The organism is Streptomyces xiaopingdaonensis (genome assembly GCF_000262345.1).
GTDB lineage: Bacteria > Actinomycetota > Actinomycetes > Streptomycetales > Streptomycetaceae > Streptomyces > Streptomyces xiaopingdaonensis.
The window spans coordinates 19,248-36,033 of sequence record NZ_AJTQ01000104.1 but is presented as its reverse complement, the minus strand read 5'-3'; the positions used below and the strand labels follow the sequence as shown (position 1 = coordinate 36,033).

The following is a 16,786-nucleotide window of genomic DNA, read 5'->3' as shown; positions in this document are numbered from 1 at the left end:
CCGGAGATCTTCCGTCCCGCGGTGCGGCGTGCTAGCGTCCGCGCACTTGACATGACCAGTAATACCACTGGTCTCCCCGGCTATGTTCTGGCAGGGAGGCGCCTTGTTCGGGTTGCCGGAAGCGCTCGTGCTGCTGCTCGCGCTCATCGCGTTCATCAGCGTCATGTTCCTGGTCTTCAAACGGCCGATGTACGAGAACATGGCTCTTGGACTGATCCTGCTCGTCGCCCTCTCCGGACAGTGGGGAAGCCTCGGCGAATACCTGCTCCATCCCGCGCGGACCAGCCTGTTCTACGTCATCTTCACGTTCATGGTCGTCGCCGTGGTCTTCGACGCGACCGACGTGGTGGGACGCATCGTGAAGATCGCGCTGGCGGTCATCGGCCGGTTCCGCGGCGGGTCCGGATACGTCGCCACCCTGGCGAGCGCCTTCATGGCGGCGCTCTCCGGCAGCGGCCCCGGAAACGCCGCCGCCGTGGGCGCGTTCACCATCCCGATGATGAAGCGGGCGGGGTTCAAACCCCACATGGCCGCGTCCATCGAGATGTCCGCCAGCATGCTGGGCAACATCATTCCGCCCGCCGGCATCATCTTCCTCGCCTACGGGGTCGTGGACCGCGTCGAGCCCGGCAGGATGAGCCTCAGCGCGTGGACGCTCGCCTCGTTCGCCGTCGGCGGCTGGTTCCTCGTGCAGAAGCTGCTGCTGCTCTTCGTGGTCTGCCGCGCCACCAAGGTCGAGCCGATCCCGGTCGAGGAGCGGCCCACCTTCAAGTCCGCCTGGCGGGAGGGGCGTTCGGCGCTGCTGCTGCCGCTGCTGATCTTCGTCCCGCTGATGCTCGACGTCCTCGCCGAGGACCTGCTCGTCGCGCGCCTCGGAACGGAAGGGGCCACCGCGTTCTCCGACTCGGTGCTGATGTTCACGCCCGGGATAGCCGCGGTCTACGCCCTCGCCGTCGGACGTCGGGCGCTGCCGGGCGGGCGGTTGCGCCTCGCGCCGATCCTGGAGATCCTGCGCGGCTCGCTCGGGAAGGTCGTACCGGTCGCGGCCACCGTGTACTTCGCCTACTCCATCTCCGAGGCGTTCGCCGGGCTCGACGCCGACAAAGAAATCGAGGCATGGTTCACCGGCCTCGACCTGAACCTCGCGACGCTCGTCGTCATCGTGCCGCTGGCCTTCTGCGTCCTGGGGATGGTGATCCCCGGGACCGCACAGGTCGCCATCCTCGGCGCCCCCGTGATCGCCGCCTTCGGCTCGCTCGGCGGTGACCCGCTGCTGCTCGCCGTCATGCTCCCCGCCCTCACCGGAGCGCTGGAGGGGATGACGCCGCCGCTCGCCCTCGGGCTCTTCGTGACGATGGGCATAGCGGGCTCGGAGTTCGGCAAGACCGCGAAGGCCAGCCTCATATGGGTCGCGTCCCACCTGCTGCTGTCGATGGTGTTGCTCGCAGGACTGCTGCCGATCACCGGAATCTGAGGAGGAAACCGTGAAGAAGATTCTCACCGCCTGCTACGGCGCGCTCGCCTTCCTCTCCACCGCGCTCGCCGTCGTGATCGCTCTGCTCTTCCTCGTGGCCCTGATCCTGGGCGGCTCGGCCGGTGCGACCGTGAGCGAGTGGGCGGGGACGACGGCGAAGTGGAGCATCTCCGTCGCCGCGGGCGCCGTGCTCGTCGGGGTGGTCCACACCTACCTCAGCAGGGAGCACTCCCTCACCGCGGCGCCGCCGAAGACGTCCGAGTCCGGTGGCTCCTAGCCTCCGGGCGGGAGGCGCCCGTTCGCCGTCGCGTTCACGGCTGTTCGGGCAGGGGGCGGTCGTGGACGACGTTTTTCATGACGAGGGTGGAGTTGAGCCGCTGGACGCCGGGCAGCCTTGCGAGCTGCTCGTCGTAGAGCCGTTGGAAGGCGGTCAGGTCGGCCGCGGCCACACGCAGCAAGTAGTCGGGGTCGCCGAACAGGCGTTGGGCCTGCAACACGTTCGGGACGGCGGACACGGCTTCCTCGAAGGAGGCGACGGTGTCGCCGTCCTCCCAGCGCAGGGTCGCGAAGACGAGTGCCTCGAATTCGAGTCCGACGGCGACGGGGTCGACGACGGCGCGGTAGCCGCGGATGGCTCCCCGGCGCTCCAGGTCGCGCAGTCGGCGGTGGCAGGGCGAGACGCTCAGCTTCATGCGTGCGGCCAGCTCGGTGACGGTGAGGCGGCCGTCCTGCTGGAGCTCGGTAAGAATCTTTCGGTCCAAGGCGTCCATGGGGAAAATACTCCCTCATTCGCGCTGCTCCCGGAGCAGATCAGGGAACACTTTCGATCCGGTCGCTCCTAACCTTGCTGTGGCAGGACAGCATGCGAGAAGGACCGACCGATGGACACGACCACGCTGGCGGCATTCCTGGCGGTGGACCTCTTGCTGGTGTTCACGCCGGGCGCGGACTGGGCTTTCGCCATAGCCGCCGGGCTGCGTGACCGCTCGGTCGTCCCGGCGGTCGCCGGACTGCTCGCCGGGTACGTGGGCTACACCCTGCTCGCCGTCGCCGGGCTGGCGGTGCTCGTCGCAAGCTCCCCGGCCCTGCTCACCGCGCTGACCGCGGCCGGGGCCGGGTATCTGGTGTGGCTGGGCTGGAGCGTGCTGCGGCGGCCGGCCGTGGCGACGGCCTCGGCGGAGACCACGGGTTCCTCCCCGGCGCAGGTGCTGTTGCAGGGGATGGGGATCAGCGGACTGAACCCGAAGGCGCTGCTGCTCTACTTGTCGCTGTTCCCGCAGTTCATCGACCCGGGGGGCGGCTGGCCCGTCGCCGCGCAGACCGGGCTGCTCGGCATCGTCCACATGACGGCCTGCGCCGTGGTCTACCTCAGCGTCGGCGTCCTGGCCCGCGCCGTGCTCCGGGCCCGGCCCGCTGCGGCCCGCGCCGTCACCCGTGTCTCAGGTGCCATGATGATCGTCATCGGTGGGCTCCTGCTGGCCGAACGCCTCGCAGGCTGACCGCCGTTCACCGCGACGCCACCAGGAGGAGGCAAGTGGAGGACCGGGACCTTCAGGGCGAGCCCGGACACGGAGGAGCGCGTCCGAACCAGCTTCGAACGCCAGGGATTGATGGAACACCTCGGCGCCCGGCTCGCACGCGTCGCACCAGGACGCGTGCACATCGCGCTCCCCTGCCGGCTTGAAGTCACCCAGCAGCACGGAGACTTCCACGCCGGGGCGACCAGCGCCATCGCTGACAGCGCAGGCGGCTACGCCGCGCTCACCCTCTTCCCGGAGGACACCGAGGTCCTCACGGTCGAGTACAAGATCAACCTGCTCGCACCGGCCGCGGGCGACCACGTCGAAGCCGTCGGCACCGTGCTCAAGCCCGGGCGCACGCCGGCCGTGTGCCGGATGGAGGTGTTCGGCCTCCGGGGCGATCAGCGTCGACTCGTCGCCAACGGGCAGCAGACCCTCGTCCGCGTCAGCGACGGCCCGCAAGGCCGGCGGTGGCGGGTCGTCGCCAAGCCGCCCTCGTTGCTGCGGTGTTGTCGCAGCGCTACGGCCGTGCGCGCAGCCGCGGCCGGAATCGGCCCGGCTCTCGCCGTGTGCGCTTTGGCCCAGAAATCGAACGCATGGTTGAATCCGAACCATGGTCTCCGCACGCTTCCCCCCGGACCTCATCGAGTTGCAACGCGCCCACAACCGCACCTACGAAGCGCTGGCCGACCGGCCCGAGGACGCCGCGGTCCTGCGCCGTCGGCTGTTGCGCCTCTCCACCCGGCTGTTCTGGCATCCGTACTTCGACTCGCCGGGAGGGGCCGCGCGTCCGGAGCTGCGCCGGCGGGCCCGGGAGGGGCCCGCCGGAGCGTGAGCGGCCGTCGTCAGGCGGCGCCGTCAGGCGGCGATGCGCACCTCGGGCCGCGTGCTTGCGGTGCGGCGCTTGAGGAGGCGGAAGGCGGCCAGGGCGAGGAGCGCGGCGACGATGAGGAGGAGGGCGGTCGAGGCGAGTTGGAGCGGCCAGAAGTGCGACGCCGGGTGGTAGTCGTGGTAGAAGCCGACGGCGTCGAGCTTGTCGTAGGCGGCGCGGCAGGGCGCGACGTCGTAGATCTGCCCGCAGCCGGAGACGAGATCGTGGCGCCCGCCCGAGGAGTCGACGACGCCCTGGCTGACGTTGATCCCGGCGCCCGGGAGGAAGTCGGAGAGGCTGCTGTTCCGCGTCACCGACGGCCACAGGTAGGGCGCGACGAGGTGGAGGCCGCCCCACAGCAGCAGAAGGCCGAGCGGAGCGGTGCCGAGTGCGGCGAGCGAGCGGCGCCAGAGCAGCCCGGCGAGCGCGCCGAGGGCGAGCCCCGCGAGGGCCAGCGCGACGACGACGGGGCCGTTGGCGTAGTAAGTCGCCGTGCTGTACCACGACGTGGCGGAGTCGATCCGGCCCTGCCCCGCCGACCAGGCGAGGCGGTGGAAGACGGCGAGCAGCCCCGTGCCGACCCCGACAGCGACGGCCGGCAGCGCGAGCTTCACCGCGAGCCACCGCAAGGGCGAGATGCCGAGCGTCCAGGCGAGCCTGGCGGTGCCGTTCTCCACCTCGCGGCCGACGAGGGCGGAACCGCCCCAGGCGGCGACGACCGCGGGGACGGCGAGGAGGGCGAGAGTGGAGTAGGTGTACGCGTCCCGGTAGCGGATGATCGCGTCCTGATCATAGGCGCACGGTTGCGAGGTGCAGGCGTTGTACTCCGCCCACGCGGCGGCGGAGGCGTCGGTGAGCGGGCCGCCGACGGCCCACAGCAGCGCCGATGCGGCGACGACGAACGCCGCCCACAGAATGAGCGCCGGGCGGTGCAGGCGCACCAGGAGACGGACCTGCGCGAGGAGTTCGGAACGCCCGCGCGGTGCGGTGGGAACGAGGGTGGTCATACGGCTGCTTCCTGGGTCTCGGCCGGAGCGGACGGGGCGTCGGGGGTCTGCGGGGCGCGCAGGTAGGCGAGGAGGAGTTCTTCCAGCGAGGGCTGCTCGGAGCGCCAGCCCTCGGGTGCGGGCTCGTCGGCGCGGAGGAGCGCGGTGAGTTGGCGGCCCGTCCTGCGGGACTCGACGACCGCGTGCGGGGCCGGCTGGTCCGCGGCGTCCGCCGGACCGATCGCGAGGGTGTGCGACCGGAGCAGGTCGTCCGTGCCGCCGTCGAGCCGGACGCTTCCGTCCCGCATGACGAGCAGGTGGTCGCAGACGTCGTCGAGCTCGGCGACGACGTGCGAGGACATCACGACGGTGGTGCCGTGCTCGGCTGCCCGGGTCATCAGGAGGCCCATCAGCTCGTGGCGGGCGAGCGGGTCGAGGTCGGCCATCGGCTCGTCGAGCAGGAGGAGTTCGGGGCGTTTGGCGAGCGCGAGGGCGAGGGCGACGCGGGTGCGCTGCCCGCCCGAGAGGGAGCGCACGCGGGAGCGCGGATCGAGGTCGCCGCCGGCCACGACCTGCTCGGCGGCGTCCGCGTCCCAGCGTGCGGGGTTGAGCTCCGCGCCGGTGCGGAGCGTCTCCGCGACGGTGAGCTGCGGGTAGAGCGGCTTGTCCTGGGCCACGTACCCGACGCGGGCGCGCACGGCGCCCGGTTGCTCGCCGAGCGCCTTGAGCGCGCCCTCGGTCGGCGCCTCCAGTCCCGCGGCGAGCGAGAGGAGCGTCGACTTGCCCGCGCCGTTCGGGCCGACGACGGCGCACACGCACCCGGCGGGCAGGCGGAACGCGCAGCCCCGCAGCCCCCACTTGCCGCGCCGGCCGAACTTCTTCCCGAGCTCGACCGCTTCCATGGCGGTGTTGGTCATCCCTGTTGCCTTTCGGAGTTCTCGAAGTGCTCGTCGAGTACGGCAGTGAAGAGCGCCGCCACGTCGTCCCGTTGGAGTCCGGCCGTACGGGCGCGTACGGCCCAGTCGGCGAGTTCTGCCCGCAGCGGGGACTCGGCGGGGGCGGTGCCGAGCACCTTGCGCACGAAGGTGCCGAGGCCGCGGCGGGCCTCGACGAGCCCCTCGCGCTCCAGTTCGCGGTACGCCTTCAGGACCGTGTTCGGGTTGACGGCCGTCGCCTGGACGACCTCGCGGGCCGTGGGCAACTTGTCGCCGGGTTGCAGCAGGCCCATGCGGAGCGCCTGCTTGGTCTGCTGGACGATCTGCACGTAGGTGGCGACGCCACTGCGCCGGTCGATGCGGTACTCGACCACTCGGACAACCACCCTTTCACTAATTGAGTAGTGAAAGGGTGGTTGTAGGCGGGCCGAGTTGTCAACCGCGACATTCGACGGGGAACTGGGCGAATGGGGCTGTCAACCGGAAGTGTTCGCCGTGCAGTTGGGCGTCGGCGGGTGTGTTGCGGCTTTCGGGGCGGTCGGCGGCGGGTCCGGGGGCTCGGGGCGTAGGCGTGACTCCGCCTCCTGACGGTGCGCACCACCCGCCGCACGCCGAACGGGCCGAGGACTGCTCAACCCGTGTACGTACACCGCGCGTTGTTCCGCCGGCCGTCGCCCGACCGCGGCTGCCGCCGCACGGGCGACCGCGCGCGGCCACCCGACTTCGCCCGGGGAGTCGCGCGGACAGGCGGCAGGTCTCTCCGACGGCGCCGGCCCGGCCGGGCGTGACGGGCGGCCAGGGGCTGGGTGTGGCTGATAGCTCCGCGGCGGAGTGACGTCAAGGGATCACTTGTCGTCGGCTCCGGTAGTATCGGCAACATGTCTGCTGCTTCGTGCGCGGCTTGCGCCGCGGTGACGAGGACGCTCCGCTAGCGGCGGGGCGTTCGTCTCACTTCTGTTGAACGTTCCGTCGCTCCGTGGTTGAACCGGAGCGGCACGTTCGTGCTGCTCGGAACTTCTTCTGGGCAACGGAGCACTCGGTGTTTTCAGGCATTCTCTCTTCGCGCCGGGACGGATGGTCCCCGGTGCATGCGTGGCTGTTGCTGTGCTGCATGGCCATGCTGCAGTTCTTCATCGCGGTTGACGTGACCGTGGTCAACGTCGCCCTGCCTTCGATCGGCGCAGACTTCGGGATCGACGGGCACGCCCTGACCTGGGTCGTGGTCGGATACACGATCACCGGCGGCGGGCTGCTGATGCTCGGCGGCCGACTGGGCGACGTGCTCGGCAGGCGCCGCATCCTCCTTCTCGGCACAACGCTCTTCGGTGCCGCGTCCTTGCTGGCCGGACTCGCGCCATCCTTCGCCGTGCTGGTGACAGCCCGGCTGCTGCAGGGCGCCGGGGAAGCCGTCGCGCTTCCGGCAGCGATGGCAGTGATCGTGCTCATGTTCCCCGAGGGGCCGCACAGGTCGCGGGCGCTGAGCGTGTGGGCGGCCGTCGCGAGCTGTGGCCTCGTCCTCGGGTTCGTGGTCTCCGGGATCATCACCGAGTTGCTCGGCTGGCGGTGGATCTTCCTGGTGTCCGTTCCGTTCATCGCGGTCGTGCTCGCCGCCGTGGTCCTTCTCGTGCCGAGCGAACGGCCCGCCGGGCCCACGCCTTTGGATCTGCCCGGTTCGCTCCTGTTGGTCGCGGCTCCGCTGCTGTTCACCCTCGGCGTCATCGAAGCGGGAGAGGCGGACAGCACCCTGTCCTGGCTGCCGCCGGTGGCGCTGGTCGGCGCGACGGCAGCCGGAGTCCTGTTCGTCAGGGTCGAGCACCGTTCACGGAACCCGCTCGTGTCGCTGCGGTTCTTCCGAAACCGGCCGCGCGTCCTGGCCAACCTCGCCACCGCTCTGCTGAGCGCGGCGCTTTCCACCTCTTTCCTGCTGTTCACCTACTACCTGCAGGACCGGTTGGGCGCCGGTCCGCTCCGGGCCGGCCTGACCATGCTGCCGCTGGCGGTGTCCCTGATCGCGGCCTCGGTGCTGGTTCCCCGGCTGCTCGGACGGTGGGGCGCCCGGGTCTGTGTCCTGGCCGGGATCGGCTTCACCGCGCTGGCGATGGCAGCCATCGCCCTGGTCGCCTTCCTCGGGGCCACCGGTCCGGCGCTGATTCCGGCCATGATGCTGATCGCGGCCGGGATGGGGTTCGGGATCGTCGGGTTGCAGTACGTCGCGGTGACCGGAGTGACCGAGGACGACGCCGGCATCGCCTCCGGCGTCCAGCGAGCCGCCGACCAACTGGGCGGTTCCACCGGTGTCACGCTTTACGTCGGCATAGGGTTCGCTCCCGCTCTGGACGGCGCCGACCCGTTCCTCGCCAGTAGCTTCCTGGCGGTCGCCGGGCTCGCTGCGGCCGGGTGCATCGCCTGGCGGATCTCCATGCCCGCCGCCGTGATGGAGGAAAAGCTCGGGTGATCCCGGGCAGGCTGCGCCCGTCCGGCGGCCCGGTCGGGCGCAGCCCTGGGCACAAACGGGATCACGAGCGCCACTGTCGAGCAGAAGGTCACGTGCCCGTCACCGGCCCTCTGTGGGAGCGGTTCCGGCGGCATCCGCACCCGGCGTGCCCTGGACGTCAAACACCGACCAGCAGATGTCGTTCCGCAACCGCTGGTCGTCGAGGACCAGTTCGCGTATCGCCTCCGGCAACCGGTCACGCTGCCACTGGCACTCGAGCCGCCTCGCCGCCTCGCCCTCTCCCTCCGGGACGGCAGCACGTGCGGCCTTGATCGCATAGGCGGCCGCACCGAGTTCGTGCGCGGCGACATGGGCGACGACCGCGGCCTGGCCGGCAGCGTAAGCGGCGTGCCGTGCGGCCCCGCGCAAGTCCCTCGCCGCGCCCATCGCGTGGCCGCCCGCGGTACGTGCCGGGGTCATTCCGACCTCGCCGCGCGCCCAGGCGCGGGCGTGCCCGATCGCCCGGCGCGGCCGCGGGTCCTCGGGCCGGACCGACTCGAAGAAGGGGAGGACGTGCTCGGCGCAAGTCGCCGCCCAGAGAGCGAGGAGGTGGTGATCGGGGTCGGTGAGGGTGCCACCGCGGCGGATCGTCGTGAACCGGGGGTCCCGGACTTTCGGAAGGATCATGGTCAGTGCTCCTCGGCCTCGGCCCACGCGCGCTGGAAACGCTACAAGTACGGTTCGCAGGAGGGTAGTTCGTACTGGAGAGCGCTGCCCTCGTCCTGCCGTCCGCGAAGGTCCCCGGCCTGCACGCCCGAATTCCGGGCAGACGAGTCACCGCACCACAAGGCCGACGGCCCGCAGCGGCATCCGCGGCACGCCGCACGAACGGCGGGAACAGGCCGTAGCCCCCGCCCCGACACCCATCCGGAACCAACTCTCAAGAAAATCCGACCACTTCGTCCGCACCCCGAACCACCGGCGAACCACTCGCGTCTCATCCCACGCCTGAGACGGGGGCCGAGTCGGGCGACAGGCGCGGAGCGGAGACCCTTGGATCATGGAGACAGCTGAAGCGGAATGGCACGCCCGGCGGCTGGAGGGGCTGCTGCGAGAACTGCGCCGCCAGACGACGGCGACCGACCCGGACCAACTGCTGCGGTGGCTCGACCGCCAGATCGGCTCGCGCGTGGCGCTCCTCGGCGCCACAGGCGAAGTGCAGGCGGCGACGAGCGGGTTCCCGCACTCCGCGCTGGAACCGATCGGGCCGCTCCTCTGCCGCCTCCTCGACGGACACACCGCCACGGCCGCGGTCCGCGCCGAGGGCCACCACGTGCACGCGGAGGCCGTGGAGACGTCCGGGGGACGCGCGGCCCTCGTGGTGGTCGGGGACACCCCGCTGCCGCCGGCCGCCGCCACGCTCGTCTCGCACACCGGCAGCGTCCTCACGATCCTCGACGGCGCACGGCGGGCAGCCGAGATGGACCGCAACTACCGCCTCAAATCACGGCAGTTGCGGTTCGCCCTGCTCAGCTCGCTGATGGACGGCGACCCGGTGCTCGCCCGCCGGATGACGATCGGCTCCGTACCGCCGCTCCTCGACGCCGAGCGCGTCCGCGTCTACCTCCTCCACTGCGTACCGAGGGAGCGCGACGACATCGCCGACGGCTTCCAGGACCCGTCGGGTTACCACGGCCGCGGCCTGATGGTGCAGTGCCCCGCCTTCGCCGAGCACCTCATCTGCGTCGTCCCGGAGCCGGCGGGGACGGAAGCGCCGGACGAAGGGCTCGGGCCGCTGCTGCGCCGACTGGTGCGGGAGAAGCCGCGGTACGCACTGGGGATCAGCGAGCCCCAGCCGCTCCACGGCACGGGCACGGCGTACGCGCAGTCCCTGCACTCGCTCGCCGTGGCCCGCAACCTCCCCGCGCGCGTGGCCGGTTACCGCGGCACGGCGCCGCTCGGGGACACGCTGCCCCGTCCCGAGGCGCCGGCCTGGGCGCACGGCTTCCTCCGCCCGCTGGAGTCCGCCAAGGCGCTCACCCTCGACGCCGCGCGCCTCAGCGTCACCTTCCCCAGGACTCTCGTCGCGCGCCTGTTGGGGGTGAGCCGCAACACCGTCGCGGCGCACCTGCACACGGTCGAGGAGGCGCTCGGGCTCGACCTCGGCGACCTGCACGACCGCGCCGCGCTCGGCCTGGCGCTCTCGCTCGCGCCGTCCCGTCAGCAGCCGGACGAGCCCACTCCGCGCGCGACGCTGGAGCACCTGCTGCGCTCGGGCCCCGCCGCCGCCTGGGCCTCGTCGTTCCTGCACCCGTTGCGCGACACGGGGCACGTCGAGTCGACGCTGCGGGCCTGGACGGCCGCCAACGCGGACGCGCGCAGAGCCGCCGAGCACCTCGGCATCAGCCGCAACACCGTCAGGGCGCGCCTGCGCACGGCCGAACGCCTCCTCAATCGCGACCTGTTGACGAGCGGTTCGGGCGTCCACGACCTTGTGCTGGCGCTCGACATCACAGGTGGGACGGCACCGGCGGACTGAGCACCGTGCACACCCGGCGCGCGAACCTGAGCAGAGTGCACGGTGGTCCGGTGCTCGCGGCGCTCCTACGCTCGTCATCGAGGGTCGGCCGACCGGCACGGGGGCGAGAGGGCGATCGCCGGCGTCGCATCGGGGGAAGCGCCGCGCGGCAGCCCACGGTCGGCCGGCCCTCGACGCGGTCCGCGAGCGCCGCCCTCCGCCGTGGCGGGGTGTGCCGGCGCCGCCTGCCGCCATCCGCATGCGCGTCGTCCGCCGTCGGGGTCACGGCAGGTGCACCGGGCGCACCGCTGTGGTACCTCGCCCTCGATCCAATCGACGAGCGGGAGGTCTCCCCATGCGTACGACCCTGCGCGCCGCAGTCGTCACCGTCGCCCTGGCAGGCTTCGGCCTGTCCGGTGCGGCAGCCGCCCAGGCGGACGGCTTCGGCTGGCACGACTCCTCCTTCCACAAGGACAAGGGGGTGTCGGGCAGCTCTCTCACCACCCCGACCCTCCACCTCACGGACTTCGACGCCAAGGAGAGCACCACGGGCAAGAGCCGTGGCGGCCTCTTCTGGTACTGACGGAGCGCACCGGCACGGGCCGGCCCGGGAGTTCCCCTCGGGCCGGCCCGTGCGCGTCCCGACTCGCCGCGCCGGGGCGGGTGGCCGTCTCTTGTCATCCGGCGAGCCAACCGCCAGGGTGGCATTGGTCCGGACCGCAGCCTTCCAGCACCCGACACCGAGGTACACGCGATGCCGCACCCGCACCGCAAGCCGCCGAGAGACGCCCGCCCGACCCGGCGCGCGGTGACGGAGGACCTGGCGGCAGGGGCCGTCGCCGCCCCGGGTCCGGCGCATGCGGGTCCGCGGTCCGGCGGCGCCGACAGGCGGCTGCTGCTGGGGAGTTACACCGGGCAGGACGGGGCGACGGGGATCGGCGTCGCGGAGTACGCGGCGAGCGGGACCGTCTCGCTCGTCGGCGAGGTACCCGTCGAGAACCCGTCGTACCTCGCACCGCACCCGTCGGGCAGGACGCTCTACGCCGTCAACGAACAGGAGGAGGGCGGGATCACGGCCGTCGCCGTGCGGGACGACGGGGCGTACGAGGTGCTCGGCACCGTGCCCGCCGGCGGCTCCGCGCCGTGCCAGGTCGCCGTGCACCCGTCGGGCGACTGGCTGTTGAGCGCCGCCTACGGCTCCGGCAGCGTCGCCGTGCACGCGATCGAGCACGACGGCGCACTCGGCGCGCTCACCGCACACGTCGTCCACGACGACCCGCCGCCCGGACCAGGACAACAGGGGCCGCACGCCCATCAGTTGCTCCCCTCCCCCGACGGACGGCACGCGCTCGCCTGCGACCTGGGGACCGACACCGTCTACAGCTACGCGTTCGACGAGACGGCCGGCACCCTGCGGGAGGTCGCCCGGGCCGCACTCGCCCCCGGCGCAGGACCGCGGCACCTCACCTTCCATCCGAACGGCGCCTACGCCTACCTCGCCAACGAGCTGGACGACACGGTGGCCGTCTGCGCCTACGACGCGGCCACCGGCACCCTCACCCCCGCGGCCCCGCAGGGCACCGGCACGACGGCGCCCAGCGCCCCCTCGCAGTTCGTCGTCACGGGCGACGGCGCCCACGCCTATCTCGGCAACCGCGGCGACGAGACGCTCACCCGGTACGCCGTCGAGGACGGCGGAGCCGGCCTCCGCCTCCTCGGCACCGTCCCGCTCGACGTGGCCTTCCCCCGCCACCTCGCGCTCTCGCCCGACGGACGGCTCCTCTTCGTCGGCGGGCAGCACTCGGACGCGGTGCAGGTCTTCGACGTCGACGAGGCGAGCGGCGAACTCTCCCCCGTCGCAGACCGGTTGGACGTCCCCTCGCCGGTCTTCCTGCTGCCGTTGTAGCGGCTCAGCCGCCGGGCGCGACGAGCGCGGCGAACCTCCGCAGCACCGTCCGCCAGACCTGCCGCGAGGCCGCCTCGTCCCGCTCGGCGGCGCGCACCAGCTCCTCCCGGTCGAAACCGCGCGCCGCGAGCTCCTCCCGGTCCCAGCCGGCGACCCGGGCGGCGTCGGCCTCCGGATGGAACTGCACACCCCAGGCGCGCTCCCCGACCCGGAACGCCTGCACGGGACACCGCTCGCTCTCGGCGAGCCACACCGCGTCGGAGGGCAGCCGGGTCACCGCGTCGACCCGGTTCTCGACGGCGGTCACGCGCTCCGGCAGCCCGCGGAAGAGCGCGTCCTCCGCCGCCTCGGGACGGAGCGTCAGCGGAGTGCTGCCGGCCTCCGGCAGGCCGTGGCGGGCGGTGACGGCGCCGCCCGCCACGTGCGCGAGGAGCTGGCCGCCGAGGCAGACACCGAAGACGGGCGTGCCCGACCGGAGGGCGAGGGTGGTGAGTTGGCGCGTGCGCGCGAGCCACGGTGCGCGGGCGTCCTCGTCCGGCAGGTAGCCGCCGCCGAGGACCACCAGCGCCCCGTACGCGTCGAGCGCCTCGGGCAGCGGGTCACCGCGGTAGGCGTGGACGTGGTCGAGGGTGAGGCCGTCCTCCTCGAACCAGCCGCCGAGGCGGCCGATCCCCGAGGTCGGCGTGTGCTGAACGACGAGTGTCCGCGGCACGTGCGGTGCTCCGTTTCTCGGCTTGCTGGTCCCGCGCTCCCCGACGGACGGCCTCAGGAGGTGCGGTGCTTGCGGCCGAGCCCGCCGAAGAACCAGACGTCCTCGTCGAGCCGCCGCTCCGGGTCCTCGTCCCAGCGGTTGACCGGGACGACGCCGGGGTCGAGGAGTTCGAGACCGTCGAAGAACCGCTCGATCCCCGCCACGCTCCGCGGCACCACGGGCGCGGAGACACCGCGCTCGCGGTAGAAGACGGCCGCCTCCGCCGCGCTCGCCGGCGCCGCGTCGCCGCAGGCGTGCGAGAGGGCGACGTAGGAGCCCGTCGGCAGCGCGTCGACGAGGGTGGCGACGACGTCGTACGGGTCCTCGGCGTCCTCGAGGAAGTGCATGATCGCCACGAGCGTCAGCCCGATCGGCTTGCTGAAGTCCAGGGTGCCGCGCACCTCTTCGGAGGCGAGGACGGCGGCCGGGTCGCGCAGGTCCGCCTGGACGTAGCTGGTGGTGCCTGCGGCGCTCACCGGGGTGAGGAGGGCCTGCGCGTGCGCGAGGACGACGGGATCGTTGTCGACGTAGACGACGCGAGCGGCCGGCGCCGCCTCCTGCGCGATCTCGTGGAGGTTGGGGCTGGTCGGGATGCCGGTACCGATGTCGAGGAACTGGCGGACGCCGTGCTCGGTCGCGAGGCGGCGCACGACGCGGTGCATCCACGCCCGGTTCTCCTGGGTGCCCAGGCGTATCTCGGGCCAGCGGCGCGCGAGTTCGTCGGCGACCTCCTGGTCGACCGGGTAGTTGTCCTTGCCGTCGAGGAGGCAGTCGTACACCCGCGCCGGGTGCGGCCTCGTGGCCTCGAAGCGGTTCTGCGCGTCCTCCGGCACAGCCGTACTCCTTAGCACGCTGGATTCTCCGTCCGGGATACCTCCGCGCGTACCGCGCGGCCTGCTGGGAAGGGTGGTGCGAAGGCGCAAGAATCGCACCGGAGCGCCTGCTTGTCACCCCCGGCGATCATCCGGGCCGGCCGGACGCGTCCCCGGGTCCGGTTCCGGAACGGCGGAGAGGGGTGCGGTATATCTGGGTTGCCCGCGTATGCCGGTACGCGGGCGGCGCTCGGCCCATGACGGGGAGGGGTGTACGCACCGCTGATCCCGCGGAGTACCGTCGGGGGTCACGGGACGGGAACCTAGGGAGACGAAACGTTGATGGACAGCCGTACCGCAGTCGTCGAGGAGTTGATGGAGCGCTTCCCGCACATTCCGCGGGAGGCCGTACTCAAGGAGGACCTCCTCCGCGGCGGGATCAATTTCGACGAGTCGGCGCTCAGCGGCAACGAGGACGGCGACGTCAAGCCGAAGTCCTACTTCATCTTCTCCTTCGACCACCGCACCCTGCCCGAGCTGGGAGCCGCGGCGCTCAAGCGCCCGCCGGAGGAGATCGTCCTCACGGGCGGCCCGTACGAACTGCGCCGCACCGTCGTCTCGGTGCGCGTCAACCCGGACTCGCCGTACACCGTGAAGCCGGACGACGAGGGCGTGCTCGGCCTCTACCTCGACGGCCGGTTCATCGGCGACGTCGGGCTGCCGCCCATGCCCGAGTACTACCGGCACAAGCTCTCCAACGGGAAGTCCGTGATGGAGGTGGCGCCGACGATCCAGTGGGGCTACCTCATCTACCTCACCGTCTTCCGCGTCTGCCAGTACTTCGGCGCCAAGGAGGAGTGCCAGTACTGCGACATCAACCACAACTGGCGCCAGCACAAGGCCGCCGGACGCCCGTACACCGGGGTGAAGCCGGCCGACGAGGTGCTGGAGGCGCTCGACATCATCGCGCAGTACGACACGGCCGGCACCTCCCGCGCCTACACGCTCACCGGCGGCTCGATCACCTCCAAGGTGCAGGGCCGCGACGAGGCCGACTTCTACGGCAGCTACGCCAAGGCGATCGAGGAGCGCTTCCCCGGCCGCTGGACGGGCAAGGTCGTCGCGCAGGCGCTCCCCAAGGAGGACGTCCAGCGCTTCCACGACTACGGCATCCGCATCTACCACCCCAACTACGAGGTGTGGGACCGCCGGCTCTTCGAGCTGTACTGCCCCGGCAAGGAGCGGTACGTCGGCCGTGACGAGTGGCACCGCCGCATCCTCGACTCCGCCGAGATCTTCGGGCCGCGGAACGTCATCCCCAACTTCGTCGCGGGCGTCGAGATGGCGGAGCCCTTCGGCTTCACCGACGTCGACGAGGCGATCGCCTCGACCACCGAGGGCCTCGAGTACTTCATGTCGAAGGGCATCACACCCCGGTTCACCACCTGGTGCCCGGAGCCGACGACGCCGCTCGGCAAGACCAACCCCAAGGGCGCCCCGCTTGAGTATCACATCCGCCTCCTCGACGCGTACCGCGCCACCATGGACAAGCACGGCCTCACCTCTCCCCCCGGCTACGGCCCGGCGGGCGCGGGCAACGCCGTCTTCTCCGTGAGCTCGTTCATGGACACGCTCGCGCCCAACGAGGCCGCGGACGAGCCGTCGACGGCCGCCGCGGGCTGAACACCGCACGCGCTGCGCCCGCCCCCGCCGCCCGGCGGGGGCGGGCGCTCGGGCGTTCCGCCGGAGACCTCGCAGAGCAAGGAGAGACGCAGTGCTGGTGCTGCTGCCCCCGTCCGAAGGCAAGGCCGAGGGCGGGGAAGGGCCCCCCGTCGACCCGGCGTCGCTGACGCTCCCCGGACTGGCGCCCGCGCGGCGCGCCGTCCTCGACGAGCTGGTGGCGCTCTGCTCCGGCGACGACGACGCCGTCGAAAAGGCCCGCACCGTCCTCGGACTCAGCCCGGGCCAGCGCGCCGAGGTGGCGAAGAACGCCGCGCTGCGTCAGGCACCCACGCTCCCCGCCCGCGAGCGGTACACGGGCGTCCTCTACGACGCGCTCTCCTTCGCGACGCTGAGCCGGCCCGCGCGCGAGCGCGCGGCGCGCTCGGTGCTGATCTTCTCCGGGCTGTGGGGAGTTGTGGGACCCGAGGACGCGATCCCGGCCTACCGGTGCGCGGGCGGCGTCAAGCTGCCGGGCGTCGGCGGGCTCGCGGCGCACTGGCGCGGCCCGCTCGGGGAGGCGGTGCCGCAGGCCGCCGGGGAGGGGCTCGTGCTCGACCTGCGCTCCTCGGCGTACACCGGGATGTTCAAGCCCGCGCGGAAGTTGGCGGAGCGCACCGCGTCGGTGCGGGTGCTCCACGTGCGGACGGTGGACGGGGTGGAGAAGCGCTCCGTCGTGAGCCACTTCAACAAGGCGACCAAGGGCCGTCTCGTACGGGAACTCCTGGAGTCGGGCGCCGAGCCCGCGGGGCCCGAGGAGTTGGCGGAGGCGCTGCGGGCGCTGGGGTACACGATCGAGGCACAAGAGGCGCAGGCCGGGCGGGTGCGGCAGTTCGACGTGGTCGTCAGCGAGCTGTAGC

At 72.1% G+C, this 16,786-nt stretch carries 17 protein-coding genes and 1 pseudogene; 11 read left to right on the top strand and 7 right to left on the bottom strand.

Going from position 1 to position 16,786, the window contains the following annotated elements; all coding sequences use genetic code 11:
* The first annotated feature begins 103 nt into the window (after positions 1-103).
* Together UWG_RS0108235 and UWG_RS0108230 are read left to right on the top strand one after the other, a co-directional pair.
* Complete coding sequence (locus UWG_RS0108235; RefSeq protein ID WP_016906726.1) at positions 104-1,474, top strand: TRAP transporter large permease subunit; 1,371 nt, start codon at positions 104-106, stop codon at positions 1,472-1,474.
* Between the two features lie 10 nt (positions 1,475-1,484).
* Entirely contained in the window at positions 1,485-1,751 is a 267-nt protein-coding gene (locus UWG_RS0108230) for a hypothetical protein (RefSeq protein ID WP_016906725.1), read from the top strand.
* A 34-nt stretch (positions 1,752-1,785) separates the two neighbouring features.
* On the opposite strand, the gene UWG_RS0108225 is transcribed toward UWG_RS0108230, so the two are convergent.
* Positions 1,786-2,244, bottom strand: coding sequence for an Lrp/AsnC family transcriptional regulator (locus tag UWG_RS0108225; protein ID WP_016906724.1), 459 nt, complete (start codon positions 2,242-2,244; stop codon positions 1,786-1,788).
* A gap of 111 nt (positions 2,245-2,355) precedes the next feature.
* On the opposite strand from UWG_RS0108225, the gene UWG_RS0108220 reads away from it, so the two are divergent.
* The 3 genes and pseudogenes from UWG_RS0108220 (at position 2,356) to UWG_RS0108215 (ending at position 3,829) form a co-directional block, all read left to right on the top strand.
* Complete coding sequence (locus UWG_RS0108220; RefSeq protein WP_016906723.1) at positions 2,356-2,973, top strand: LysE family translocator; 618 nt, start codon at positions 2,356-2,358, stop codon at positions 2,971-2,973.
* Between the two features lie 111 nt (positions 2,974-3,084).
* Positions 3,085-3,441 (top strand): annotated as a pseudogene (locus UWG_RS32040) (PaaI family thioesterase); the annotation flags it as partial.
* Between the two features lie 166 nt (positions 3,442-3,607).
* Positions 3,608-3,829 (top strand): hypothetical protein, encoded by a 222-nt coding sequence (locus tag UWG_RS0108215; RefSeq protein WP_016906722.1) that lies wholly within the window; start codon positions 3,608-3,610, stop codon positions 3,827-3,829.
* Between the two features lie 23 nt (positions 3,830-3,852).
* Here the strand turns inward: UWG_RS0108215 and UWG_RS0108210 are convergent, their stop codons facing one another.
* The 3 genes from UWG_RS0108210 to UWG_RS0108200 are packed head-to-tail and all read right to left on the bottom strand — an operon-like array spanning position 3,853 to position 6,160.
* Positions 3,853-4,872 carry a hypothetical protein gene (locus UWG_RS0108210; RefSeq protein WP_016906721.1) on the bottom strand — a complete coding sequence of 340 codons (1,020 nt, stop codon included), beginning with the start codon at positions 4,870-4,872 and terminating at the stop codon, positions 3,853-3,855.
* The gene (locus UWG_RS0108205; protein ID WP_016906720.1) at positions 4,869-5,768 is read right to left on the bottom strand and encodes an ABC transporter ATP-binding protein; all 900 of its coding nucleotides are present in this window, start codon (positions 5,766-5,768) and stop codon (positions 4,869-4,871) included. The genes UWG_RS0108210 and UWG_RS0108205 overlap by 4 nt, the downstream gene beginning before the upstream one ends.
* On the bottom strand, positions 5,765-6,160 hold the full coding sequence (locus UWG_RS0108200; RefSeq protein ID WP_016906719.1) for a GntR family transcriptional regulator: 396 nt from the start codon (positions 6,158-6,160) through the stop codon (positions 5,765-5,767). Before UWG_RS0108200 ends, UWG_RS0108205 begins: the two co-directional genes overlap by 4 nt.
* 737 nt (positions 6,161-6,897) lie before the next feature.
* Here UWG_RS0108200 and UWG_RS0108195 point away from each other — a divergent pair.
* Positions 6,898-8,241: an MFS transporter gene (locus UWG_RS0108195; RefSeq protein ID WP_016906718.1), complete on the top strand. Its 1,344-nt coding sequence runs from the start codon at positions 6,898-6,900 to the stop codon at positions 8,239-8,241.
* A 99-nt stretch (positions 8,242-8,340) separates the two neighbouring features.
* Here the strand turns inward: UWG_RS0108195 and UWG_RS0108190 are convergent, their stop codons facing one another.
* On the bottom strand, positions 8,341-8,907 hold the full coding sequence (locus UWG_RS0108190) for a putative immunity protein (RefSeq protein WP_016906717.1): 567 nt from the start codon (positions 8,905-8,907) through the stop codon (positions 8,341-8,343).
* Between the two features lie 373 nt (positions 8,908-9,280).
* Here UWG_RS0108190 and UWG_RS0108185 point away from each other — a divergent pair, with 373 nt between their 5' ends.
* The 3 genes from UWG_RS0108185 to UWG_RS0108175 all read left to right on the top strand — a co-directional run bounded on the left by UWG_RS0108185 (position 9,281) and on the right by UWG_RS0108175 (position 12,644).
* Complete coding sequence (locus UWG_RS0108185; protein WP_016906716.1) at positions 9,281-10,759, top strand: helix-turn-helix domain-containing protein; 1,479 nt, start codon at positions 9,281-9,283, stop codon at positions 10,757-10,759.
* 334 nt (positions 10,760-11,093) lie between these two features.
* The gene (locus tag UWG_RS0108180; RefSeq protein WP_016906715.1) at positions 11,094-11,321 is read left to right on the top strand and encodes a hypothetical protein; all 228 of its coding nucleotides are present in this window, start codon (positions 11,094-11,096) and stop codon (positions 11,319-11,321) included.
* A 171-nt stretch (positions 11,322-11,492) separates the two neighbouring features.
* A complete protein-coding gene (locus UWG_RS0108175) occupies positions 11,493-12,644 on the top strand; it encodes a lactonase family protein (protein ID WP_029391266.1) in 1,152 nt (383 codons plus the stop codon).
* A gap of 4 nt (positions 12,645-12,648) precedes the next feature.
* Here the strand turns inward: UWG_RS0108175 and UWG_RS0108170 are convergent, their stop codons facing one another.
* Together UWG_RS0108170 and UWG_RS0108165 are read right to left on the bottom strand one after the other, a co-directional pair.
* Complete coding sequence (locus tag UWG_RS0108170) at positions 12,649-13,356, bottom strand: type 1 glutamine amidotransferase (protein ID WP_016906714.1); 708 nt, start codon at positions 13,354-13,356, stop codon at positions 12,649-12,651.
* A 53-nt stretch (positions 13,357-13,409) separates the two neighbouring features.
* Positions 13,410-14,228 (bottom strand): SAM-dependent methyltransferase, encoded by an 819-nt coding sequence (locus tag UWG_RS0108165; RefSeq protein WP_016906713.1) that lies wholly within the window; start codon positions 14,226-14,228, stop codon positions 13,410-13,412.
* Between the two features lie 321 nt (positions 14,229-14,549).
* Here UWG_RS0108165 and UWG_RS0108160 point away from each other — a divergent pair, with 321 nt between their 5' ends.
* The gene (locus UWG_RS0108160) at positions 14,550-15,890 is read left to right on the top strand and encodes a radical SAM protein (protein ID WP_016906712.1); all 1,341 of its coding nucleotides are present in this window, start codon (positions 14,550-14,552) and stop codon (positions 15,888-15,890) included.
* Between the two features lie 91 nt (positions 15,891-15,981).
* Positions 15,982-16,785 (top strand): peroxide stress protein YaaA, encoded by an 804-nt coding sequence (gene yaaA, locus UWG_RS0108155; protein WP_016906711.1) that lies wholly within the window; start codon positions 15,982-15,984, stop codon positions 16,783-16,785.
* Position 16,786 lies beyond the last annotated feature (1 nt).